The following is a 24,207-nucleotide window of genomic DNA, read 5'->3' on the forward strand; positions in this document are numbered from 1 at the left end:
ACCTGGAAAGACAAAAGCAGCAAGCCAACGAGCTACTAAAAAGTGAAGAAGGAATTGCTAAAAGAAAGAAACGGTGCTTTGATGTCGAACCGGTCTTTGGCAACATCAAAAATAACCACGGCTTCCGCCGGTTTATGCTCCGCGGCAAGCAAAAGGTCGAAATCGAATGGGGACTGATCGCATTAGCCCAGAATCTAAGGAAAAGAGCAGCTTAGGAGCGCCCGTTTCTTGCTTTTTAAGCCGAAAACAGCCGATTAGCTTTGAATGGATCGATATCGCGTTTCAATTTCCACTCAGTTTAAAGCAAATGGACGAGGGTGCCTCGGCTAAAACTGAGACACCCTCTTTTTGTGTTTTAATAATCGTAGTCCAACGCATAGAATAGGAGTTGTCGATGGCGACTCCCACCTAAACTCTAGATATGGTTGGAGTTGCGAACGACTTCGATTCCCGTCGCGGTCACCAAAGCCAGGTTCTTAGCCTGGCTTTTTTGTTATTCATCCAAAACCTTGCTGCTAAACCAGAAGTGGAGTTTTGGTGCGCGATATTGGCACTTAAATTCCCCAGTTTATTGGATCGAGAATTCGGGTGTTGCAAGAAGAAGCTGTAAATCAGTGGATTTTGTGTATTTAGTTTAGCAACAAGAGTTAGCACAACAATTGTAGTGTAGATGAAAACAAAAACTGCAATACAATGCAAATGCTTTCAGGCCTCGGAAAGACAAAATATTTACCACTCCTCATTCTGTTTACACTGGCAATTATGCAATCCTGCCGGAAAAACCCGAAGGAAATGACCCGGGAGGAGCTGGCTAGTGAGATTACCAGGAAGAACTACGATAAGCTGCTTCAATTTTCAAAAGAGGTTGGTATAGATCCCGCCAAATTTGCGTCCAAAGATGGTACTGCGCCCGTTTACGCGCTTCTTGAAGAAATCGGTTTCGGGCACAAACCTGCTCTGCGTTTTGTACAGAAGAAAATCGCTGCCGATACTGCGGTGCTCCGCGCCGCCGCCGAAGAACTGGTAGAAGGCAAGGACATAGAGAAAGTAATGGAGCGACTTGAACCTGTTTATCCGGTTTACAACAATCTCAAAGTAAATTATACGCGCTTACTCAAAGAGCAAAAATATGATAGCGCCGCTTTTGTGGCTGAATCCCTGAATGCATATCGCTGGATTAACAGACAAACCAAGAATGCGCCGCGCTTTGTAATGGTCAACATCAGAGGCGCTTACCTGACTGCAATGGACTCGGCAGGGAAGAATGTGATCAGAATGCGTACTGTGGTCGGAAAATCAGATACGCCAACTCCCACGATGGACACATACGCGACCAGTATTGTGACACACCCTTACTGGAATGTGCCGAAAAGCATTGCATTGAAAGAGATTTTACCTAAAGCAATGAGCGATGCAGAGTACCTATCCAGAAACAGGATTGAGATCATTGATAAAAACGGTCAGGCTGTCGATCCGACGGAAGTGGATTGGGAAGCTGCAAAGGAAAACAAATTCCCTTACCGGTTTCGTCAGGAAACGGGAGAAGACAATTCTCTTGGATTGTTGAAAGTTGAAATTAAAAACCCGCTGGCGATTTACCTGCACGATACCAATGCAAGGTACCTTTTTAAAAGCGAGCAAAGATGGAGAAGCCACGGCTGTGTGCGCGTTCAGCGACCAACCGACTTGGCTAACTACATGGCGGGCACTGAGCTGCTGAGCAGTGATTTCATGACCGAGCCTGACACTGTTTCTACGCCACCTAAGTGGCACAAACTGAAAGTCCGCATTCCGGTGTTCCTGCTTTATCTTCCGGCAGATTGTAATGAGAAAGGTGATTTGCTTTACTTCCCTGATATATACAAGAAAGGATCACCCAAAGCGCGGTTAACTTTGTCCAAGGTTAATCCGGCCAATAAAGTAGACGCTTGAAGGTATCTTTGATCGCCAGAGTAAATGAAAAGCCCGGAGCCGCCGTGCAGCAGATCAATCAGCTTTTTAGAATCTTCGACAGATACAGCTGGACAGCCAAGGCTACGGCCCAGACGACCTGTATTCTTTATAAACGATTCACTTACGTAATCAGCACCATGCATAACGATCGCCCGTTCAAGCGCGCGGTCGTTAATGCCTTTTTCCAGCCCTTCCAATCGGAGTGACAGACCATGTTTCCCTTGGTATGTACCTAATGTTTTATAAAAACCTAAACTGGATTGGTACGAGGAATTGTCATTTGAAAATCGCTCCGCAAATTCCTGTCCGGAGTTGCGGCCATGCGCTACATAAGTGTTATACAAGACTTTACGCTTGATCAAATCAATTACATAAAGGCGCTTATTTCTGGAAGACTGTGTAAAATCTGCAATCGCTAGTATCGGATTTTGCAGGTTTGCTTTTTGAAAACCATACCAGGCGCAATAGAACGCCGCCTCCGACAATCCCTTGGCTTTTAATCCAAGCGAATCATATAATGCAATCCATTCCGGCTTGGAAATGGAATCCGTATCGACTACTGAAATTTGTCTGGGTTTGGATGCATCCGCAAACGGATTAATTTGGCGGATACCTAAGGAAACACTAAGCGCAACAAATACCGCTACAAAAACTGCCTGAGCCTTCGTCATTTCTTACTGTTTTGTTGGAAAAATAAAGATTTGAACTGATAGATATGCAGGTAGCAGGTTAACAGGCAGCCCGCCTGCATTGGTTCCATTCTTCAAAATAGAGTATAGTAAGCGACTAACTATCAGCACTTAACTAAACAAAACTCACGGATTATTTCTTTTCAATACCAGCAAGAATGCGCCCGATATCATTGGCGCGGCTCATGAAGTTGAGGCTTGTATCCAGATCCTCACTGTCAATAGCAGCCTTGAATTTTTTGAGCAATTCAATGTAATCCGCGAGCGCTTTGGAGACATTGGTTTTGTTTTGGTCAAAAATCGGCGCCCACATCTGCGGTGAACTTTTAGCTAAGCGCACAGTGGAAGAAAAACCCGTGCTCGCCATATCGAATATCGCTTTTTCATCCGCCTCTTTGTCCAGAACAGTTAGTCCCAATGCAAAAGAACTGATGTGGCTGAGGTGAGATACATAAGCCAAATGCAGGTCGTGCTCCACGGGCTTCATATAATGGATCTTCATACCCGCGTCGCGCAGGAATGTTTCTACCAGACCAAGCGACTCCGGGTTACTTTTTTCTTTGTCACAGATAATGACATTTTTATGCGGCAACAGCTCCTTGAATGCAGCGCCAGGCCCTGAATTTTCGGTACCCGCCATCGGGTGAACTGCTACAAACTGGCCGCGTTTCGGGTGTGTATCCGCCAGTTTGCAGATAAGCTCCTTTGTGGATCCCAGGTCCATAATGGTACGTCCCTCGGGAAGCAGGTCGAGCATATAAGGCAGGAGCTTCAAAATCGCATCGACAGGCGTTGCAAGCACATTCAGCTCCGCGATTTGCAGGGATTCTTCCAAGCTCACGATCTCATCGACAATACCTTTTGCCAATGCAATCTTCTGATTGACAGCCGAATTATCAACACCTACAAACTTTACATTCGGATACTTTTCACGAAGAGAAAGTGCAAAAGAACCGCCCAGCAGACCTACCCCGATTATGCTTACTATCATTTTGATATTGATAAAATTGCCTCAGCCTTTGATCCGCTCTACTGCCTGCCAAATGCGTTCTTTAGGCAAACAAAGTGAAAGCCGGATATAACGCTGCCCCTTTGGACCAAAAATAAAGCCGGGAGCTATAAATACGTGTTTTTCAGTCAATAATTCATTCACCAGCTTCTCCGCTGACTCGACAGTCTCCGGTAATTTTCCCCACAGGAACATTCCTTCCTGCTTTGCGTCCCAAGTACAGCCAAGTGCATTCAATAAAGCTTCCGAAGCTTCCAATCTGCCCTGATACACTGCATTCCGCTCTTTATGCCAATCGTCTGAATTATGCAGCGCTGCTACTGCCGCCTCCTGCATTGCCCAGAACATACCCGAATCCACATTGCTTTTAATGGTCAGCACAGCTGTAATATAAGGCTTTGCAGCAGCCAGCCAGCCCATTCGCCAGCCCGCCATATTATGCGACTTGCTCATCGAGTTCAGCTCGATCGCCACCTCCTTTGCACCTTCTACGGAAAGCAGGCTTATAGGTTGTTTCTTATTCAGAACCAGGCTGTACGGATTATCGTGACAGAGTAATATCCGGTGCTTCCTGGCAAAAGCCACTGCATTCTCAAACAGTTCTACTGTGGCAGGCGCGCCTGTGGGCATGTGCGGATAGTTGAGCCACATTAGTTTCGTTTTTGCCGTCACCAAACTTTCCATTGCGTTCCAGTCGGGCTGCCAGCCATTTTCTTCCTGCAAGGGATATTCTTTCACTACTGCACCTACCATCTGGCTCACAGCCCTGTATGCCGGGTAGCCCAGCTCAGGAACCAGCACTTCATCGCCCGGATCCAAAAATGTGAGGCTGATATGTGTGATACCTTCTTTTGAGCCGATCAGCGGCAGTATCTCTGTATTGACATCGAGCTTAACACCATATTGATGATCATAAAAGTCCGCGATCGCTCCCCGGAAAGCCGGAGTACCCGTATAAGATTGATAACCATGCGCCTGCGGTTTCAAAATGGCGGTCGACAATGCTTCCAGCGTTGCCGCCGATGGCATCATATCGGGATTACCGATTCCCAGATTGATGACATCGTGTCCTTCTGCAATCAGTTTGCGCACTTCGGCGAGCTTCACAGAAAAATAGTATTCGGAAGTCTGCCTGGTGCGAAGGGCGGTTTCTATGATCATTTATAAAATCGAATTACGCTTTGGTGACTTGAACCACCAGCGGTTAATGTTCGTCCAGACTGGTCGAAACGGCGCGCAATTTACGATATTTTCCCGATGAGCCGGATTTTGCCGTCATGTATAGGAAACAAAAATCCTTTAAATTGCAAGATGAACTTTCTGCATTTTACACTTCTGATTACCCTGCTTGTGACAGGCTGCTCTCAGCCTTCTGAAAAAATAATCGTGGCCACGGCAGCAAATGTCCAGTACGTCATGAAGGAGATCAAGGCGGAATTTGAGAAAGAGTCGGGCAAGGAAATCCAGATCGTGGTGGGCTCATCGGGCAACCTGACCACCCAAATCCGCGAAGGTGCTCCATTTGATGTGTTCGTATCGGCGGACACCAAGTATCCCGGAGAGATCTTCAAAAACGGCGGTTCGGAAGAGAAACCGAAGGTGTACGCGCTCGGCTCACTGGTATTATGGTCAAAAAACATCCCGCAAGCCGAACTGAATACAGCATTGCTTGCCACTGAAAAGATCCGGAAAATCGCGATCCCAAATCCTAGAACGGCGCCTTACGGAGTGGCTGCAATGGAAGTGCTGCAATCTCAGAACTTGTTGGGCGAAACAGAATCAAAGCTGGTATACGGAGAAAGCAGCGCACAGACAGCTCAGTATATTATGTCAGGTTCTGCGGAAGCCGGTTTCAATGCATTGTCGATTGTACTCGCTCCCGAAATGAAAGGCAAAGGACAATATATCACGATTGACCCGAAGCTTCACAAACCCATTCAGCAAGCCGCTATCCTGCTCAAACACAGCGACAGCTCCCCTAAAAAACAATCCAGCAAGCAGTTCTACGACTTCTTATACTCAAAAAAAGGCCAGGCGATCCTAAGCAAATACGGGTACAATCCAATGATTGAATGAGTGAATGACTGAATGATTGAATAAAGAAGACGAGATTCATCATTACTAACTAACTCATTCAGTCATTCACTATTCGGTCATTCACTAATTCACTCATTCAATCATTCACTCATTCAATCATTCACTCATTCACTCATTCAAAACTAAAAAATGGACTACCAGCCCATCTGGCTTACATTCCGTCTCGCTACCATCACCTCGTTGATCCTGCTTGTCCTTGCCTTGCCGGTCGCATACTGGCTCGCGTTCGGGAAGTTTAAGGGACGGGGTATTGTTGAAGCCGTAATTGGACTGCCGCTGGTACTGCCGCCGTCTGTGATCGGTTTCTACCTTTTGCTGGCATTTAGTCCGTCTTACTGGTTTGGTTCGTGGATTGAAAGTGTATTTGGCCTGCGGCTTGTATTTTCATTTCCCGGTCTTGTAATTGCCTCTATTTTATATAGTCTGCCTTTTATGGTCTACCCGATCCGGGCGGGACTGCAATCTTTGCCACCCTCTTTGCGGGAAGCTTCCTATACTTTGGGTAAAAATGAATGGGAAACGTTTTTCAAAGTGCTGCTCCCCAACTGCAAACCTGCCATTCTCACTGCATTTGTTCTCACTTTCGCACATACGGTAGGTGAATTTGGAGTGGTTCTGATGATTGGCGGAAATATTCCGGGTGTTACGAAAGTTGCCTCAGTCGCTATTTACAATGAAGTGGAAGCCCTTAATTATTCCGTTGCAAATCAATATGCAATGGTACTGTTTGCAATCACCTTTGTGATTTTGCTGCTGGTTTATTCAATCAACAACCGCCTGCTTCGTGTCCGACAATCAGCTTAAAATCGCGATCAGGCATTCATTGCATACGGCAAACGGGGAATTCCCGATGGAAGTCTCATTCGCGCTGGAAAAAGGAAGCATTATGGCGCTTACCGGACCATCCGGCGCTGGAAAAACGACACTATTGAAACAAATCGCAGGACTGCAGAGTCCGCAGCAAGGTAAGATCAATTTTGACCAAACCGTCTGGCTTGACAGCGAAAACCAGCGAAACTTACCTCCCCAGCACCGGAACATCGGTTTTGTTTTTCAGGATTACGCATTATTTCCCAATATGACCGTTGTGGAAAATTTAAAATACGCATTGTCAAAAGGTTCTGATCCTACAATTGTCAACGAGCTGCTGGCTGCCACAGGACTTGATCAGCTCAGCCACAGAAAGCCCAACCAGCTTTCAGGCGGACAGCAGCAGCGGGTCGCACTGGCAAGAGCATTGGTGCGCAAGCCCGGACTTCTGCTGCTTGATGAACCGTTCTCTGCGGTAGATCCTGAAATGCGGTATCAATTGCAGGAGTTAATCCTGCAATTTCACACAAACTATCGTTTTACTGCAATCATTGTCACGCACGAAACAGCCGAAATATTCCGCCTGGCAGATCAAGTTGGCGTAATGGAGAATGGCAAGCTCACCCGTTTTGGTGCACCCGCAACTATTTACCTGAATACCAATGCACCGGAAGAAAGCTTGTTCATCCACGGCGAAGTGCTGAGATCGGAGATAGCAGAAGACCAGCTATTAGTTGATGTTTTGATTGAAAGTAAAATCCGCAGAATCAGGCTCCCGCTTACTATGCAAAGTGAGATAGTTGTGGGAAGAAAGTTTGCATTGAAATATCCGCTGCAATCCCCGCAAATTTCCTGGATAAGCTGATTGGAAAGCTACCTGAATGGAAAAGTAACTTTCAAGTACGTTTGTCTTTTCCCCCTGGAATCTATTTAAACCAGTATATGAAGCTATTTTTCAAACTCGCACAAATCGCATTTTTCGTTTTACCACTTCTTGCAATGCGGCAGGATAAGCCACTTAAAGTCATTTTCTTCGGCGATTCAATAACCCAGGCTGGTGTAAATCCGACGGGGTACATCACCCAAATGGGTGAAATGCTGAAAGCAAAAAATCAGGGAGCTCAGTACGAGCTGGTAGGCGCGGGAATCGGCGGGAACAAAGTATATGATCTGTACCTGAGACTGGAAGACGACGTGCTCTCCAAAAAGCCGGACATCGTTTTTATTTATGTCGGCATCAATGATGTTTGGCACAAGGCTTCCTCCGGCACCGGTACAGATGCGGATAAATACGTAAAGTTCTATGAAGCGCTGATCAGGAAAATGAAAGCCCAGAACATCCGCGTGATTGTCTGCACACCGACTGTGATTGGTGAAAGAAACGACAATTCAAACCAGCAGGATGGAGATCTCAACCAATACTCCAAGCTGATCCGTGAGATAGCAACCAGAAACGGTTTGCAGCTCTGCGATTTACGCAAGCATTTCACCGAATACCTCGCTCAAAACAATCCCGAAAACAAAGAAAAAGGAATCCTGACAACCGACCGTGTACACTTAACGGAGGCCGGTAACAAATTTTTGGCAGAGAAGATGATGGAGGCGTTGGTTCAGAAATAAAGCATGCGGCGGCAACCCTGATTCCGTCGGCTAAAGCCGGCGGAAAAAGATTTATTTGTCTGTATAAAACGGGCTATCTCCCGTAATTTACATCTCCGACTTCCCATCATAAATCCCTAACTTGCCTCCAAACCAAAACCACCTTCCCCATGACACATACTACCCAAAAAATCCACGAAGGTCGCAATCTCAAACGCTTTCGCGAAATGCTTGGCATTAAACAAGACTTTCTCGCATTCGAACTTGGCGAAGATTGGAACCAGCAAAAGGTCTCCTTATTAGAACAAAAGGAAAAGATCGAATCCGGAATTTTGGAGCAGGTCTCTGCTATATTGAAGATACCCGCTGAGGCGATTCGCAATTTTGATGAAGAGAAAGCTGTGAATGTTATATCGAACACTTTTCAAGAATTCCACGACCAATCAGGCGGTGTCAATTTTCAGCCAACCTACAATATAAATCCATTCGAAAAATGGCTGGAAGCTATGGACGAAAATAGACGTCTGACTGCCGAGCTGCTCAAAGCCAAAGATGAGACGATAAGGATGTTGGAAAAAATTATCGGAACAGGTAAGTTTCAATGATAGTCAAATCGGATTATCCACAAATATGGTTCTATATCCGATGAAGTGATTTGAGGGATTGTTGTAAGGCATTTGCCGGTTTTGAAGGCGGAGATCGAGGGACTATTCTCATAAATTATTTTCGCCAAGTTATGGAAGGGTCTTCGACGCATTCCAGTTCCATAATCTCGTTTGACTGAATAACAAGTTTGAAGAAACTTAGAATATCAGCACTAATAGAGATTAAGAGCTCGTCAGTTACCCCAGTTATTGCCAGTCCATCAACGAAATTCATTTCTCGTCCTCTATATGAAATTTGGCTTTGTTTTGGCGAGCCGTCGAGTGGCCTATGAATCCCATTGTTGTGTATTCCATTTCTTATAAATGCCAACACTCTCATAGCTTTCCATTCATCATTCGTTTGAAGCCCTAAATGTTTGAATGTCGCAGACTGCAAAGAATAATAGCTTCCTTTATTCACTCCTAAGTAATTTGCAATTATTCTAGAAAACGCCTCAACTATTGACGAAACGTTATAGATGTACCCATTTTTATAGAACGTGTGTAGGTCAAAATTGATTGATCTAGCGTCTTGCATAGTGTCAAGTGACAGAAGCTTTGCAAGATTCTCAGGATGAACGTAATTGTCTCTTATAAAAACCAAGCTAACATTGTATTGAGTGAGCAAGTTATATAGCTGACCTAGAATGCGCACTCTCAGATCTCTTTCTATATTCCACTTAGAATTGATCGCACAAATTGAATCACGATACAACTTTACGCGATCCCTGACAGTTTCGTATCCATTAATAGTCGCTTTCAGTATTACATTTTCCTGCATTTTGGAAATTAATGAGATTAACTAAAGTCACTTTGCATGCTCAATTGAAAGACAAAAGGCTATTTTCTATATACCAATGTTTTATAAGGAAACTCTTCCTAGTAATAACAGAAAGGGTTTCCTTATAAAAATTAATACCTAACTCACCACAACTTGTCAGGGTACTCTCCTGACTCGTGCAGTGCAGCCAGCGATGCTTGTACGTTTGGCTTGTCTTCTGGGTACGTAACGCCGAACCAATCCGACGAGCTGCGGAAAACGCGGCAGTTACCCAGTTTGCCTTCGATGATCTTGGTCATCACAGTCGGTATGTAGAACTCCGCTTTGGGCGTGTTGATATTTTCTCTTGCGTAAGTTTCGAAAAATTCCTTCGTCAGCGGAAACATGGTTGGCTTAAAACCCCAGAAGTTCATAGAAACAGGCGTTTCAGGTGCGAGCTCCGTCTTCGCTCCGTCCTCTTCAAAATAGATTACCCCTTCCTCTTCAAAGATCTTGGTGCGCTCTACAACGGATTTCAGGTTGTGGTCTTCGCGCTCAATGCAGATCCCGCGGGACACTGTTCCATTTTCAGACAGAGTCCTTTTCAATTCATATCCGATCATCGCGTGCTGCGTGTCATCGGTGTCATTTTGAAGAAATTCCGCCATCGTTTCGAATGCGTCCCGACCGTAAAAATCATCCGCATTGATCACAGCAAAAGGCGTGTCGGTTTGATCCCAGGCGCACAAGGTGGCGTGGCCCGTTCCCCACGGCTTGGTACGCTCCACCTTTCCCAGATCTTCCGGAACGTAGGATTGTATGCCCTGGATTGCAAAGTCAAAGTCGATCTTGCCTGTTAGTTTTGGAGTAAAAATAGCTTCCGCGCTGTCCTTGATTTCCTGACGAACGATGAACACTACTTTCCCAAAACCGCTTCTGATTGCATCATATAGCGAGTAATCGATAATCGTCTCTCCATTTGGTCCAAACTGATCAAGCTGTTTGATACCTCCGTAGCGACTGCCTATTCCGGCGGCCAGAATCAAAAGAGTTGGTTTCATTTAATTGTATTTAAAAAAGCCTTGTGGTGTATAAAATATGCGGGCAAAATAAGGCCATTCAAAACGATAAAAAAAACGCGCCCCGTTAATCAGGACGCGTTTCAGAAAAATAAAATATTTTAAAATTTATACCGCAAAGCTTTCACCGCATCCGCAGGTACGGGTTGCATTCGGGTTGATAAACTGGAAACCTTTGCCATTCAGCCCGTCGGAAAAATCGAGCGTAGTTCCAGCGAGGTATAGCAAGCTTTTCTTATCTACAATGATCTTCACTCCCTTATCTTCAAAAACCATATCAGTAGGCTTTGATTCGGAGTTGAATTCCAGGTTGTATGTCAAACCGGAACATCCGCCTCCGAGAACACCGACCCTGATCTGATAATCGTCAGCAAATCCGTCCGCATTACGGAGTTCAACAATTTTGTTTTTGGCGGTATCGCTTACAGTAACCATGATTTTTTATTTTTTAACTACACTTTTAAACATTCCGAACCTTCGAGAAAGTTCAGCAACAGCCAGAAAAAGCACCTATTCTGTTAAGATAGCGGCGCCTTCCTGATTAATGGAAGAAACGTGTAAACCGGCTGCGATTCCGGCTTCGGCAAACCGCGCGATCATTGCATTACCTGCTTTTTGCGCATTTTCAATTCCCCGGCTTAATGCAAACATGGATGGACCCGCCCCGGAAATACTGCAACCCAGCGCACCGTTTTCAATGGCCGCCTGCTTCACTTCTTTAAATTCCGGGATCAGAATGGAGCGCACCGGCTCGATGATCACATCCACCATCGAGCGGCTGATCAGGTCATAATCTGCTTTCATTAACCCAGCCACCAATCCGGCTACATTACCCATTTGGGCAATCGTGTTTTTCAACGAAACCTCGTTACGCAATATAAAACGCGCATCTTTCGTATTGATCTCAATATCAGGATGCACCAGCGTGCAGTACAGATCGTCGGGTACGGGGATCGTAAAAACGTCGAGCGGATTGTAGCTTCTGATCACCACGAAACCGCCCAGCAGCGACGGACCTACGTTATCCGCATGCGCCGAACCTGAGGCAATGCGCTCACCTTCCATTGCAAAAGGCAGCAGCTCCTCGCGGGTAAGTGGCTTGCCAAGCATTTCATTGATCGCTACCACACCAGCTACCGCACTGGCAGCACTGGATCCCATTCCGCTGCCCAGGGGCATATTCTTATGCAAAACAACTTCGCAGCCAAAATCGGAGATCCCGAGGTGTTTCAGCAAATGCAGCATTACGCCCGTCACCGAATTCTTCGACGCATTCCTAGGCAGGCGACCATCATCTCCGGTTATGTCTTTGATAACAATGCCCGGTTCATCACGGCGGCGCAGCTCCACGGTATCCCCCGGCTCCTTGATCGCAAAACCAAATATATCAAACCCGCAAGCCACATTAGCAACCGTAGCAGGGGCAAAAGCTTTTACAAAATTCACTTTAAGTAGTTGTTAGCTATTAAATATTGCACCGAAACATTGAAAAAAAACTCGGCGTCGGCAAATGCCTCAATAGCATCTGTTTCTTCCATTTTGGAGTAGCTATAATCAGCAAGCTGACTTTTTTTAAATGTTCTTTTCAAAAGTTCTTCCAGTCTTCGAGGCAATTTGTTGGTTAATATCAATTCTCGATAAAAAGCAGCATGCGTTTTTTGCAGTGATCTAACCCTTAAACTTTTTACCGAAAGCAGTGCCTGAATACTATGATACATAGTATAATATGCTCTGTTTACAGCAAAATCGAATCGACTCTTTTCGAGTAGATGCTGTGTGTCTGTTAAAGATTCGAGCGCCCTTGCCAAGATCCGTTCGACTGTAATCTCTTTCATTTAGCTCCATTGTTTGATACACAAGTGATCTTTAATGGAACGTGAGTACTTTCAAATAATACTTTGTAATAGTATTTAACACATCACCCCAAATAGCTGCTGATACTCATGATGTCGGCGAAAACGCCTGAGGCGGTAACTTCTGCGCCGGCGCCGGGACCTTTGATTACGAGCGGACGGTCTTTGTAGCGTTCTGTCGTAAACGAAATGATGTTATCACTGCCCGATAAAGTGTAAAAAGGATGTGCCGGGCCGACTGTTTTCAGCTCGATCGTCGCCTTTCCATTTTCCAGTGTAGCGATATAGCGGAGCTTTTCCTGGTTCGCTTCTGCACTGGCCTGTTTCTCAGCAAAATAATTGTTTGATATTTCGAGCTCCCTGAAAAAAGCATCCACTGTGGGCGCATTCAGACAGTTACCCGGTAATATCTGTGAAATCACGATTTCTTCCGGTTCAAGCGGCACGCCTACTTCGCGAGCCAGGATCAGGATTTTCCTCCCTACATCAGCCCCGCTCAGATCGTCGCGCGGATCCGGCTCGGTAAATCCTTTTGCCTTCGCCTCTTTCACCACGTCAACAAACCGGTTTTCGGAATTGAAGTTGTTGAAGATGTAAGACAAGGTACCCGACAAAATCGCCTCAATCTTCAAAAATTTATCCCCACTCGCCATCAAGCCCTGAATGGTATTGATGATCGGCAAGCCGGCGCCTACATTGGTTTCATATAAAAACTTAACCCCCCGCTGCAAAGCTGTGCGCTGCAGCGACACGTATTCAGAATAGGAACCGGAATTCGCTACCTTATTGGGTGTTACCACCGAAATGCTTGCATCCAGCAGAATCTGATAGTATTGTACAATATCCTTGTCCGAAGTACAATCCACGAAAACGCTGTTGGGCAGGTTGAGCTCAATCATTCGCTGCACAAATGCCGGCAGGCTTGTTTTCACGCCCTCGTCCATGACCCGGTCGCGCCAGTTTTCTGGTTTGATCCCGTCCGGATCTAGCAACATCTTTTTTGTATTTGACAAACCTGCAATATTCAGGTTCAATAATTTTTCCTCTCTGAGGTATTTGGTCTGATTGCGGATCTGCTCGATCAATGTACCGCCGATCAGCCCCACTCCTACTATAAACAGGTTCAGCGAGCGGGTTTCTGACTGGAAGAAAACGCCGTGAATTGCATTCAATGCTTTCGAAAGGTCACTTTTTGCAATCACAACCGAAATATTCAGCTCCGAAGAACCCTGTGCAGTTGCTACGACATTGATACCATTCTTGCCTAAAACCGAAAACAGCTTACCCGAAACGCCGGTGCTCTTCTTCATTCCTTCGCCGACTATCGCAATAATCGAGAGGTTTTTTTCAATGGAAATACTATCAATATGTCCGAGGCTGATCTCTATCGCAAACTCCTTTTCCAATATCTCAGTTGCTTTCTGCGCATTTTTGGGATCAATGGAAAAACAGATCGAATGTTCGGAAGAAGCCTGCGAGATCAGGATAACACTGATTGCATTCAGGGAAAGAGCCGTAAAAAGCCTACCCGAAATCCCTGCAACACCGATCATCCCGCTCCCCTGAATATTCACCAGCGCGATCTCATCAATGGACGAAATCCCAGTGATCGCATATTCCTTCCCATTCGCGGCCTTTTGAACATAAGTACCTTCAAATGCAGTATTAAAAGTGTTCAGAACTTTCAGCGTGATATTCTTGGCAAAGGCCGGCTGCAAGCTTGGCGGGTAAATGACTTTCGCACCAAAGTGTGAAAGCTCCATCGCTTCCGCATAAGAAATAGAAGGGATTGTAAATGCATTGGTCACCTTACGCGGGTCGGCCGTCATCATACCATCCACATCCGTCCATATTTCAATGGAATTTGCATCCAGCGCCGCCCCGAGAATGGAAGCTGTATAATCCGAGCCGCCGCGTCCCAAAGTGGTGGTCACTCCCTCGGCCGTGGAAGCGATGAAGCCCGTTACGCATTGCAATGCAGCGTTTTTGGCAAAATATTCGAGTATCTGCTTATTGGTTATTTCAAAATTCACATCGCCCATTCCATAAGTTGCATTGGTATGGATGATCTGGCGGGCGTCGCAGAATTCGGCGTCGATGCCTTTGCTTTTCAGGATTTCGGTAATCACCATTGTAGATAGCCGCTCTCCGAAACTCATGATCAGGTCCAGCGTACGCTCGGAAAGTTCCTTGATCCAGGATACGCCTCTCAATATATCTTCAAGCTCGTTGAAAAGCCCACGTATAGCTGCAAACGTACTGCTCTGGTTTTTGACGGGAATCAACCCTCTGACCACCGCAAAATGCCTTTCCTCCACACCTTTCAGGAATTCAATGTAATCCGTATTGCCGCCTGCGGCCATTTTACCGATCTCAATCAGCCTGTTTGTGACCCCGCCCATTGCAGAAAATACGACCGCGAAACGCTCGCCTTTCGCAAGGTTTTCTTCGAGGATACTGATCACTGTTTTAATGCTGTCAACCGAACCGACAGAGGTGCCGCCAAATTTAAGAACCTTCATTGAACGCAATATTCGAATTACACTTGATTTACAGCCGAATTGGCCGTTTCTGTACTTAACGCAAATATAGCAATTCAAACGCCCCATACTTCATAGATATACCGAAATGACGGCCGCACCTCTTTTCCGTCGAAGAACCTGCATGGACATACTCAGGCGGAATAATCATTATATGAAGATGTTTTTCTAAAATATAAAATTTCAAACAATTTGATTATAACAGATTAATATTTTGAGTTAATGTTTTTACAAGAATTTAAATTTTATCAATTTGAATAAGCATAGAATATTATTTGCCTAACTACCAATTTTCACTCCTTAAATATTCAATTATGAGAAAGAGCTTTACTCTAAGCTGTTTGTCCTTTCTGATCCTGCTCTCCGCAGTCAGCTTCGGACAAGAACTCAACCTGAAAGGGAAAGTGCAGTCCTCGGACGGAAATTTGCCCGGCGCCAGCATCCTTATCAAAGGAACCAGCCGCGGAAGCACAACCGACGCCGACGGTCAATTCACCATCAGCGCTCCTGCAAATGCAACCCTGGTGGTTTCTTTCATCGGCTACAAAACGCTTGAAGTACCCGTGGGATCAAAGACCACATTTGACATTACGCTTGAACAGGACGCGACCCAGTTTAACGAAATCGTGGTTACTGCATTGGGTATAGCCCGGGAGAAAAAAGCATTGGGTTATGCAGTACAAGAAGTAAATGGCAAAACGCTGACCCAGGCGCGGGAAACCAACCTCGTGAACTCACTTTCAGGCAGGCTGGCTGGCGTACAGGTAACTAGCTCCAATGGCGCACCAGGATCTTCTTCCCGAATGATCATCCGCGGTGCAAGTTCTATCGGAAGCAACAACCAGCCACTTTTTGTGGTGGACGGCGTGCCTGTCGACAACAGCAACTTCGGTTCCGGGACCGGTATTGACTATGGTAATGCGGCTGCCTCCATTAACCCCGACGATGTGGAGTCTATTAACGTTTTGAAAGGTCCAAGCGCTGCGGCTCTTTACGGATCGCGAGGGGCTAATGGCGTGGTTTTGATCACCACCAAAAGCGGCAAAGGTTCAAAAGGGATCGGTGTTTCATTTAATACGAATACCGCATTTGAAAGTCCGTTCAGGTTACCTGAGTGGCAGAATGAATACGGACAAGGCGCAAAAGGCTTGTTTTCGTATGTGGACGGAGCGGGCGGCGGTTTCAATGATGGTGTGGACGAAAGCTGGGGACCAAAGCTCGACGGCCGTCTGCTGCCGCAATTTGATTCTCCAATCGGTGCAGATGGAAAGCGTACGCCAACTCCCTGGGTAGCGCATCCGGATAATGTCGACAAGTTTTTTGAAACCGGACGGACCCTGACCAACAACATCGCAATCACCGGCGGAAGCGATAAAGCAGATTTCCGCTTGTCTTTTACGGACCTGAACCAAACCGGCATTCTTCCGAACACCAATTACAAACGCCGGACTGTTGCATTGAATGCAGGCTGGAACCTGACCAAAAAGCTAAGCGTACGCGCAACCGGTAACTATGTCCGCGACGGCAGCGACAACCGCAACAACTTCGGACTTTATTTCATCTGGTTCGGTCGCCAGGTGGATATGGACAAACTGACCAACTATCAAAAGCCCGGCAGCATTTACCAATACAACTGGAACGATAACTACTGGACGAATCCTTACTACCTGCTCAACCTGAGCACCCGTGCAAATGACCGCGACCGGCTTTATGGTAACATCTCGGCCACCTACAAGTTTACCGACTGGCTGAGCCTCACCGCCCGCAGTGGTACCGATTTCTATGAAGACCGCCGTAAGACCAAAACAGCAGCACGCCAGGCGAGACTAGGCTCCTCCGCGCTTTTCGACGCTTACAATGAAGAGCAGATTTTCGTAAGAGAGTCAAATTCCGACTTCCTTTTGAATGCAACGAAAAAGTTCGGCGAATTTGATGTGACTGCGAATATCGGAGGTAACCACCGCAGCAACTATGCGCAACGCAATTACATGGGAGCTACTGAGCTCGCTATTCCCCGTGTTTTCAACATGGGTAACTCCCGCCAGAGACCGGTGACTGAAAACAGCTTTATCCAGAAAACAGTGAACAGCTTATACGCTTCGGCGAATCTGGGCTTCCGCAGTTATCTGTTTGTTGACCTCACCGCAAGAAACGACTGGTCGAGCTCACTACCGAGCGACAACCGCTCTTACTTCTACCCTTCTGCTGCGGTAAGCGCCATTGTTACCGATATGTTTGATGTAAAATCATCCATTCTTTCTTTTGCAAAACTACGTGCTGGCTGGGCACGCGTAGGGAACGATACAGATCCTTACCGCCTCACAAGTACTTACAAATACGAAAATCCCTGGGGCAGCACACCGAGCCTTTCCGAAAACAATGCATTATTAAATGCCGCATTAAAACCCGAAATCACATCTTCCTACGAGATCGGAACAGATATCAGGTTGTGGCAAAACAAGATTGGCCTCGATGTTACTTACTACAAAAAGATTTCTTCCAACCAGATCCTCGATGTAAACATTTCGAACTCGACAGGGTATTTGTCCAAACTTTTGAATGCAGGCAAAATCGAAAACCAGGGAGTGGAGATCCAGCTGACTGCTACGCCGGTGAAGACGAATTCATTTCAATGGGATATTGGTTTGAACTGGGCCAAAAACAAAAACAAGGTGGTTGAGCTTGCCAATAATCTCACAACCTATCAGCTGAACACCAGCTACAACGCATTGACGCAAACCACATCTACCAACAGTTTCCGAGGCTTGTCGGTGGAAGCACGCGTGGGCCAGCCTTATGGTACATTCTTTGGCAAAGGTTTTCTCCGTGCGCCGGATGGTCAGATCGTGTACGATGCGCAGGGTTACCCGGTAATAGATCCTGTGAGCCGCGTACTGGGTAACTTCACTCCCGACTGGATCGGCGGTTTCTCCAACACTTTCCGCTACAAAAACCTTTCACTAAGCACATTGATCGACGTAAAACACGGCGGGGATATCTTCTCGCAATCGATCAACATCGGCCGCTACACGGGTGTTCTGAAAGAAACTACATTGGGCAGAGAGGATGGTATAATCGGCGCAGGTGTTGTAAACATCGGCACAGCCGCTGCGCCAGAGTACGTAGCGAACGAAAAGCGGATAACCTCAGAAGAGTACCACCACAAATACTACCTGCTTACCAACAACGAAAACACAATTTTCGACGCGAGCTATGTGAAGCTGCGCGAGGTGAAGCTGACTTATATGCTGTCCGGCCAGGTTTTCAAAAAGCTGCCATTCCGCGACATAGCAGTCTCAGTAGTAGGAAGGAACCTTGCATTGCTGAAAAGCAACCTGCCGCACATCGATCCTGAAACCAGCTATTATAACGATGGTAACTTACAGGGGATCGAAAACGGCCAGATCCCGACAACCAGAACAGTTGGGTTCAACATCAGTTTCAACCTATAATCCATTACCTCAACTGATTTTATCATGAAAAGCATCATACATTCATTCAGATCAAAAACACTGCTGGCGGCTTCCATTCTCTGCCTCTCGGCTTGTACCGGCGATTTTGACGAAATCAACACCAATAACAACAGCGCAGCAAGCGGTACAGCCGATCTTTTTCTGCCGCACGGGATCCAGAGTGCGGTTGACCTTTACTGGGGTGGTTCTATCGGGCAGGATGTGGGCGACGGTTTTGTACAGCACTGGGCGCGCATTCAATACACCGATGTAGACCAGTATACCGTTTCTGCCGACGTTTTTACTTCCGGCTGGCAGACTTTGTACATTGAGTCGCTTGCGGATTTCCAGCGGATCAACAAGATCGCGCAGGAATCGGGGAACACCAACTATGCGGCTGTGGCAACAATCATGCGCTCCTGGGTTTTCTGTTTGCTGACCGACATTTATGGTGATATCCCGTACACGGATGCATTGCAGGGTTTGGAAGATAAGTTGCTGCCAAAGTACGATGCGCAAAAGAATGTGTACGCCGGCTTGATTGCAGAGCTGAAAACCGCAGGCGAGTCCATTGATGTGGCCGACAAAAACAAGGCAATTGCAGGAGATATCCTCTTCAATGGTAACCTCACCAAATGGAAAAAGTTTGCCAATACACTGAGCCTGCGCATTCTGAGCCGGATGATCGACAAAGCTGACGCACCGATTGACGTAAAAAGCGAGATTGCACGCATTCTGAGCGACCCTGCCAAGTACCCGGTACTGGAATCGAATGCAGATAATGTGCAGCTGAACTACCTCGACGCAACCAATAACAACAACCCGATCAACCAGAACCGCAAAACCCGCGACGACCATCGCGTAAGTGCAACTTTGGTAAACAAGCTGCTTGCATTGGGCGACGGCAGACTTGCGGTATATGCCAATAAACCGGCTGACGGAGGCGAATACAAGGGAGTACCCAACGGTTTGTCTTCATCTGACGCAAACGCGTTGGGACTTTCAAAAACCTCGAAAGTAGGCGACTACTTCGTGGCAGCTACTGCGCCTGGTGTGCTGATCAGCTACGCAGAGCTGCTGTTCCTTAAAGCGGAGTTCGCATACAAGGGAGTTGCAGCTGCGGGTACCGCGTCGAAAAACTACTCCGATGCAATTACTGCTTCTTTTGCCCAATACAAATTGACTGTGCCGGACACTTATCTGACAACAAATGCATTGAAGCCGGGCGCAGAAGGTTTTACCCAGATGATGGAGCAAAAGTGGATCGCATTGTACGGCCAGGGCGTAGAAGCCTGGACTGAGTACCGGCGCACCGGCTTGCCCGCGCTTGTACCGCCCGCATTGAATACCAATGGAAATGTTATTCCGACCAGACTACCCTATCCAGGTTCCGAAGAATCGCTGAACTTTGACAATTACAGCGCGGCGCTGGCAGCCCAGGGTGGAAAGAATGACATGAAAATGAAGCTCTGGTTTGCCAAATAAACAGCAAACCATTGTACAAAAAGAAAACCGGTCAGGCTTGCGGCGCCAGACCGGTTTTCTTTTTTATTTTATATAAACTAAAATGCGATCCCCAATCCCGCGCCTACGTTCACCACACCCACAAACCGCTTTTCACTTATCGGCTCAGCAAATTCAAAACTGCCTCTTACTGCTCGGATTGTCACATCTTTCAGTTCTGCCTGACCACCAATTACGTCTCCGCTCAGTTGAAAGAACAAATTTCCAACGATAGGAAACCGCAAGCTCGCTCCGCCAGAAAGTCCTAATGCAGAAGTTGATGCTGGTTTGAGGTCAACTGTGATTGGTTCGCCGCCCGCTTCGGAAATTCCGACCAGGTTGACAGACGGTGAATCCGCCCAGATTTTCCCTACCTGCCCGTGAACTTCGATCTGAGCGCGGCCCATATTGAGGTAAAATGCCGGTCCGATCATCAATGCATTGAATTTCCATTTTGAAACTTTCGCATCCCACAGAAAAGTCTCATTCAGTACCTCAGCGTAATCATTGGCTTTGTCTACAATCGGCTGGGAAATGGTTGTGTTCAGGTTCATACTCCCGGATGCCCGCAACCCAAATCCGCGGCTAAGACGGAAGTCAAAGTTAGCTTGTCCAAAGTAGCCTGAGCCCGCCAGACCCGAGAATGGATCGTCGAGTTTTTCACGCGCCAGTTCACCTACCGGTAAGCTGTAACCTGCTGTTACAGAAAGAAAGCTCCTGGTATTCTGTCCGTAACTCCGGCCGCAGATCAATGCGAAAAACAAGATTGACAATGCAGGGTATCTGAGGGAAATCTTCATGAATATTGGCTTAAAATGTGACGAAATGGGGGTAATGGAACGAATTTCCACTTATGCTAACACCAAACATAGAGGTTTTATTACATTAAAATTCCACCTACTTAGTTTGGGGAAATTTTATCAACACAATGTTATATAAATGGCCCGGAGCGCTTGATTTTGGGCTTGGTATAAAAATGGTAGGTGTCTGTTCAAACTAAATCATTGAACCATGGACAGTCGAGAAACAGACAAAGAAGCAAGAGCTACCAAGAATACCAAGAACGTTTGGAAATGGATCCTTGGAGTTGGTATCGTTTTGATGGCCATCGCTTTCTGGGGAGGTTTTTTCAACCACGACGAAAATTTCCAGGAGTCTGACACTCCTTCACAAAGTGCAGCAGGATCCGACACAGTAGCCACAGATACTGCTAACCAAATGCCTGCCGATACCGTAATGGAGCATGTAAGGGGTACAAACTAGGTTACCGGATCAATGCTTCCCACAATATTTCGACCGGGTGCTTCGCTTTGCGTCCGGTGCCATCTTTAATCTGGTGGCGACAACTGGTTCCGGAAGCAGCGATGATGACCTCATCGGGTTGCTGCCGGACAGTTGGAAAAAGCACCAGCTCGCCGATTTGCATGGAGACTTCATAATGTTCCTCTTCATATCCGAACGAACCTGCCATTCCACAGCATCCTGAAGGAATAAGCTGAGTCTGGTAATTTTCAGGAAGCGACAGCATTTTCTTGGAAGCGCTTAATGTAGATAATGCTTTTTGGTGACAGTGCCCGTGCAGCTTGATAAGCTGCTTTTTTTGTGTAAAAACAGATTTATTGATCCGTTTTGCGTCAATTTCCCGGGCTATAAATTCTTCAAACAGCAATGCATTTGCGGAGATTTTCTGTGCATCGTCACGCTGCTTTTCTGGCACCAAATCAATGTATTCGTCCCTGAATGAGAGAATTGCCGAAGGTTCAATCCCGATCAGCGGCGTTTCGTAGGTAATTTTGTCTTTTAACAAACTGACATTTTCAATGGCCAGCTTTTGCGCTTCTTTCACAAAGCCTTTGGATAAATACGAGCGGCCGGATTCTGTGTGTTTTGGAAAGATCACTTCATACCCCAAAGCTTCCAAAAGTTCAACCGCTTTCTTACCGATCTCAACATCGTTATAGTTGGTAAATTCATCACAGAACAGGTACACTGTTCCGATCCGGGATACATTTACCGTCGGCTTTTTTCTCTTTTTCCACCATTGTGACAGCGTTTGCGATGCAAGCGAAGGCATACTGCGGTCGGGGTGGAAACCTACCATTTTGTTTGCTACTTTTCGCAATGCAGGCTGGCCGAATACGCCATTGAATGCCCAGGGCGCAATGGAAGCTAGCCTCATTTGTTTCGAAAAGTTGGCGATCAGCTTGCTGCGGGTTGGGATACCGTGGGTTTCATAATATTGCTGCGTGAACTCGGCCTTCATTTTACCAATATCCACACTGGACGGGCATTCCGATTTACAGCCTTTGCAGGAGAGACACAGATCAAGTATCTCTTTCACCATTGCCTGCGTTGTCGACTTTTGTTTTTCTTTAATCGGAGTGAAATATTGCCTCAAAATATTGGCGCGTGCTCGGGTGGTATCTCGTTCGCGGCGGGTCGCCATGTAGCTGGGGCACATGGTACCGCCGGTTAGTTCCGTTTTCCGGCAGTCGCCTGAGCCGCTGCATTTCTCGGCAAGCCGCAGAATACCCTCCTGCTTGCTGAAATCGAAAATAGTTTTAATCGCGGGCTGAGCTTGATCCTGCTGGTATCTCAGGAATTCGTTCATCGGCGGGGTATCCACGATTTTGTTTGCATTGAAAATGCCGTCGGGGTCCCAGATCCGCTTTACCTGCCTGAACATTTCGTACACTTCCTCGCCCATCATAAATGGGATAAACTCTCCGCGCAATCTTCCATCGCCGTGCTCTCCCGAAAGTGCGCCATTGTACTTTTTAACCAAAGCCGCGGTATCTGCTAAAACCTGTCTGAACAGCGACTTACCTTCCGAGGTTTTCAAATTGATCATCGGCTCTACGTGCAGCTCGCCGGCGCCTGCGTGTGCATAGTACGATGCGTGCAAATTGTGCGAACGCAGCAGCAATTCTACTTCTTCAATATAAGCAGGTAAGTCTTCGACCGCCACTGCGCAATCTTCTATCAAATTGACAGGCTGCGTATCACCGGGCAGATTTCGTATCAAACCCAAACCAGCCTTTCGTATATCCCAGGCTTTATTTGCATCATCGCCAAAGAGTAACGGGTATGCATATCCCAGCTGCTGTTCCCGGAGCTGGCTTACCAATGCACTGGCTTGCGCTTCTACTGCCCCATTGTCGTTTCCCCAAAATTCCACCATCAGCATCGCCGCGGGGTCGCCCTGCATAAAGAAGCGATTTTGTGAATACACATTATGGTCTTTGGTAAAATCCATAATGTACTTATCCACCAGCTCGGAAGCTTTCGGATTAAATTTCATGGCAAGCTGGTTGGCGTGCAATGCTTCGGCTACGGAATTGGTATGAATGCAAACCACTCCGACAGAAGCCGGCGGAACATCGACCAATGCGAGCTTGGCTTCGGTTACAAAACACAAGGTACCTTCCGAGCCAGCGATCAGGTTGCAGAGATTGATACTTCCATTCTCAAAATTGCGCACCAATGCATCCAGCGCATAGCCGGAGTTGCGGCGGGTAACTGTTGGCTTTGGAAACTGTTTTTTAATCAGTTCCTGATCAACAGGATTGGAAATCAGCCCGAACATACCTGCCAGAACCGCCTGCTCCCGTCCGCTTTTCGCCTGCTTTTCGGCAATCTTTTTGGTAAAATCAGGTATTGGATTATTTGTAAAAACTGTTTCTTGCCCGTCTGAAAGCAATGCATTTACTTCCAGCAGATTACCCCTCGTATCTCCCCAGGTAATGGAATGCAGCCCGCAGGAATTGTTCCCGATCATCCCCCCGACCATCGCCCGGCTGGCCGTGGAAGTTTCCGGTCCGAATAACAACCCATAAGGTGCGAGGTACTTATTCAGATCATCGCGGATTACGCCCGGTTGCACCCGCACCCATTTTTCAGCCTGGTTGACTTCCAGTATTTTGTTAAAATGCTTGGAAATATCTACCACAATCCCCTTTCCCACCACCTGCCCCGCCAGCGAAGTACCGGCCGCTCTCGGAATGAGGGTTACCTTGTTGGTTTTTGCAAATTCAATCAAAGCTTTGATATCCTGAACATTCCGCGGCAATGCTACTGCCACCGGTAACTCCTGGTAAACCGACGCGTCAGTCGCATAAATGGACTTCTGAGCGCTATGTAATGTAGAATTATCAAAATACAGCTCACCTTCGAATCGGGAGCGTAGCGCATTGAACTGGATTTGGGAAACGGGACTCAT

Annotated in this window: 21 protein-coding genes; 10 read left to right on the plus strand and 11 right to left on the minus strand. The window is 46.7% G+C overall.

Going from position 1 to position 24,207, the window contains the following annotated elements:
* Together Q369_RS28945 and Q369_RS0126070 are read left to right on the plus strand one after the other, a co-directional pair.
* Positions 1-215, plus strand: a 215-nt coding sequence (locus Q369_RS28945; protein WP_205624370.1) for a transposase, incomplete at its 5' end; no start/stop codon positions are given.
* A gap of 478 nt (positions 216-693) precedes the next feature.
* Positions 694-1,932, plus strand: a complete 1,239-nt coding sequence (locus Q369_RS0126070; protein ID WP_051664294.1) for a L,D-transpeptidase family protein — start codon at positions 694-696, stop codon at positions 1,930-1,932.
* Here Q369_RS0126070 and Q369_RS0126075 read toward each other — a convergent pair.
* From Q369_RS0126075 to Q369_RS0126085, 3 genes are all read right to left on the minus strand, one after another.
* Entirely contained in the window at positions 1,845-2,624 is a 780-nt protein-coding gene (locus tag Q369_RS0126075; RefSeq protein ID WP_031530655.1) for a murein L,D-transpeptidase catalytic domain family protein, read from the minus strand. The genes Q369_RS0126070 and Q369_RS0126075 overlap by 88 nt on opposite strands.
* 151 nt (positions 2,625-2,775) lie before the next feature.
* Positions 2,776-3,633, minus strand: a complete 858-nt coding sequence (locus Q369_RS0126080) for a prephenate dehydrogenase (RefSeq protein ID WP_031530656.1) — start codon at positions 3,631-3,633, stop codon at positions 2,776-2,778.
* Positions 3,634-3,654: 21 nt separating this feature from the next.
* Positions 3,655-4,812, minus strand: coding sequence for a pyridoxal phosphate-dependent aminotransferase (locus Q369_RS0126085; RefSeq protein ID WP_031530657.1), 1,158 nt, complete (start codon positions 4,810-4,812; stop codon positions 3,655-3,657).
* 150 nt (positions 4,813-4,962) lie between these two features.
* Between Q369_RS0126085 and modA the strand changes: the two genes are divergently transcribed.
* The 5 genes from modA to Q369_RS0126110 all read left to right on the plus strand — a co-directional run bounded on the left by modA (position 4,963) and on the right by Q369_RS0126110 (position 8,762).
* On the plus strand, positions 4,963-5,727 hold the full coding sequence (gene modA / locus Q369_RS0126090; RefSeq protein ID WP_031530658.1) for a molybdate ABC transporter substrate-binding protein: 765 nt from the start codon (positions 4,963-4,965) through the stop codon (positions 5,725-5,727).
* Positions 5,728-5,877: 150 nt separating this feature from the next.
* Positions 5,878-6,552, plus strand: a complete 675-nt coding sequence (modB, locus tag Q369_RS0126095; RefSeq protein ID WP_031530659.1) for a molybdate ABC transporter permease subunit — start codon at positions 5,878-5,880, stop codon at positions 6,550-6,552.
* Positions 6,533-7,423: an ABC transporter ATP-binding protein gene (locus Q369_RS0126100; protein WP_051664295.1), complete on the plus strand. Its 891-nt coding sequence runs from the start codon at positions 6,533-6,535 to the stop codon at positions 7,421-7,423. The genes modB and Q369_RS0126100 overlap by 20 nt, the downstream gene beginning before the upstream one ends.
* Positions 7,424-7,500: 77 nt before the next feature.
* A complete protein-coding gene (locus Q369_RS0126105; protein ID WP_031530661.1) occupies positions 7,501-8,178 on the plus strand; it encodes an SGNH/GDSL hydrolase family protein in 678 nt (225 codons plus the stop codon).
* Between the two features lie 149 nt (positions 8,179-8,327).
* A complete protein-coding gene (locus Q369_RS0126110; RefSeq protein WP_031530662.1) occupies positions 8,328-8,762 on the plus strand; it encodes a helix-turn-helix domain-containing protein in 435 nt (144 codons plus the stop codon).
* 115 nt (positions 8,763-8,877) lie between these two features.
* Here Q369_RS0126110 and Q369_RS0126115 read toward each other — a convergent pair whose 3' ends face one another.
* The 6 genes from Q369_RS0126115 to thrA form a co-directional block, all read right to left on the minus strand.
* A complete protein-coding gene (locus Q369_RS0126115) occupies positions 8,878-9,582 on the minus strand; it encodes a hypothetical protein (protein WP_031530663.1) in 705 nt (234 codons plus the stop codon).
* A 143-nt stretch (positions 9,583-9,725) separates the two neighbouring features.
* Positions 9,726-10,622 carry a nucleotidyltransferase family protein gene (locus Q369_RS0126120; protein ID WP_031530664.1) on the minus strand — a complete coding sequence of 299 codons (897 nt, stop codon included), beginning with the start codon at positions 10,620-10,622 and terminating at the stop codon, positions 9,726-9,728.
* A gap of 126 nt (positions 10,623-10,748) precedes the next feature.
* Entirely contained in the window at positions 10,749-11,075 is a 327-nt protein-coding gene (locus Q369_RS0126125) for a HesB/IscA family protein (protein WP_031530665.1), read from the minus strand.
* A 75-nt stretch (positions 11,076-11,150) separates the two neighbouring features.
* Entirely contained in the window at positions 11,151-12,086 is a 936-nt protein-coding gene (locus Q369_RS0126130; RefSeq protein ID WP_031530666.1) for a homoserine kinase, read from the minus strand.
* Positions 12,083-12,475 (minus strand): HEPN domain-containing protein, encoded by a 393-nt coding sequence (locus Q369_RS0126135; protein WP_031530667.1) that lies wholly within the window; start codon positions 12,473-12,475, stop codon positions 12,083-12,085. The genes Q369_RS0126130 and Q369_RS0126135 overlap by 4 nt, the downstream gene beginning before the upstream one ends.
* A gap of 83 nt (positions 12,476-12,558) precedes the next feature.
* Complete coding sequence (gene thrA / locus Q369_RS0126140; RefSeq protein ID WP_031530668.1) at positions 12,559-15,015, minus strand: bifunctional aspartate kinase/homoserine dehydrogenase I; 2,457 nt, start codon at positions 15,013-15,015, stop codon at positions 12,559-12,561.
* A gap of 332 nt (positions 15,016-15,347) precedes the next feature.
* Here thrA and Q369_RS0126145 point away from each other — a divergent pair, with 332 nt between their 5' ends.
* Both Q369_RS0126145 and Q369_RS0126150 read left to right on the plus strand, forming a co-directional pair.
* The gene (locus Q369_RS0126145; protein ID WP_031530669.1) at positions 15,348-18,485 is read left to right on the plus strand and encodes a SusC/RagA family TonB-linked outer membrane protein; all 3,138 of its coding nucleotides are present in this window, start codon (positions 15,348-15,350) and stop codon (positions 18,483-18,485) included.
* A gap of 24 nt (positions 18,486-18,509) precedes the next feature.
* A complete protein-coding gene (locus Q369_RS0126150) occupies positions 18,510-19,970 on the plus strand; it encodes a SusD/RagB family nutrient-binding outer membrane lipoprotein (protein WP_031530670.1) in 1,461 nt (486 codons plus the stop codon).
* Positions 19,971-20,047: 77 nt separating this feature from the next.
* Here the strand turns inward: Q369_RS0126150 and Q369_RS0126155 are convergent, their stop codons facing one another.
* Positions 20,048-20,788 (minus strand): hypothetical protein, encoded by a 741-nt coding sequence (locus Q369_RS0126155; protein WP_031530671.1) that lies wholly within the window; start codon positions 20,786-20,788, stop codon positions 20,048-20,050.
* Between the two features lie 211 nt (positions 20,789-20,999).
* Here Q369_RS0126155 and Q369_RS0126160 point away from each other — a divergent pair, with 211 nt between their 5' ends.
* Positions 21,000-21,251: a YrdB family protein gene (locus tag Q369_RS0126160; protein WP_031530672.1), complete on the plus strand. Its 252-nt coding sequence runs from the start codon at positions 21,000-21,002 to the stop codon at positions 21,249-21,251.
* A gap of 1 nt (position 21,252) precedes the next feature.
* Here the strand turns inward: Q369_RS0126160 and Q369_RS0126165 are convergent, their stop codons facing one another.
* On the minus strand, positions 21,253-24,207 hold the full coding sequence (locus tag Q369_RS0126165) for an FAD-binding and (Fe-S)-binding domain-containing protein (RefSeq protein WP_031530673.1): 2,955 nt from the start codon (positions 24,205-24,207) through the stop codon (positions 21,253-21,255).

The organism is Dyadobacter crusticola DSM 16708, assembly GCF_000701505.1.
Taxonomy (GTDB): domain Bacteria; phylum Bacteroidota; class Bacteroidia; order Cytophagales; family Spirosomataceae; genus Dyadobacter; species Dyadobacter crusticola.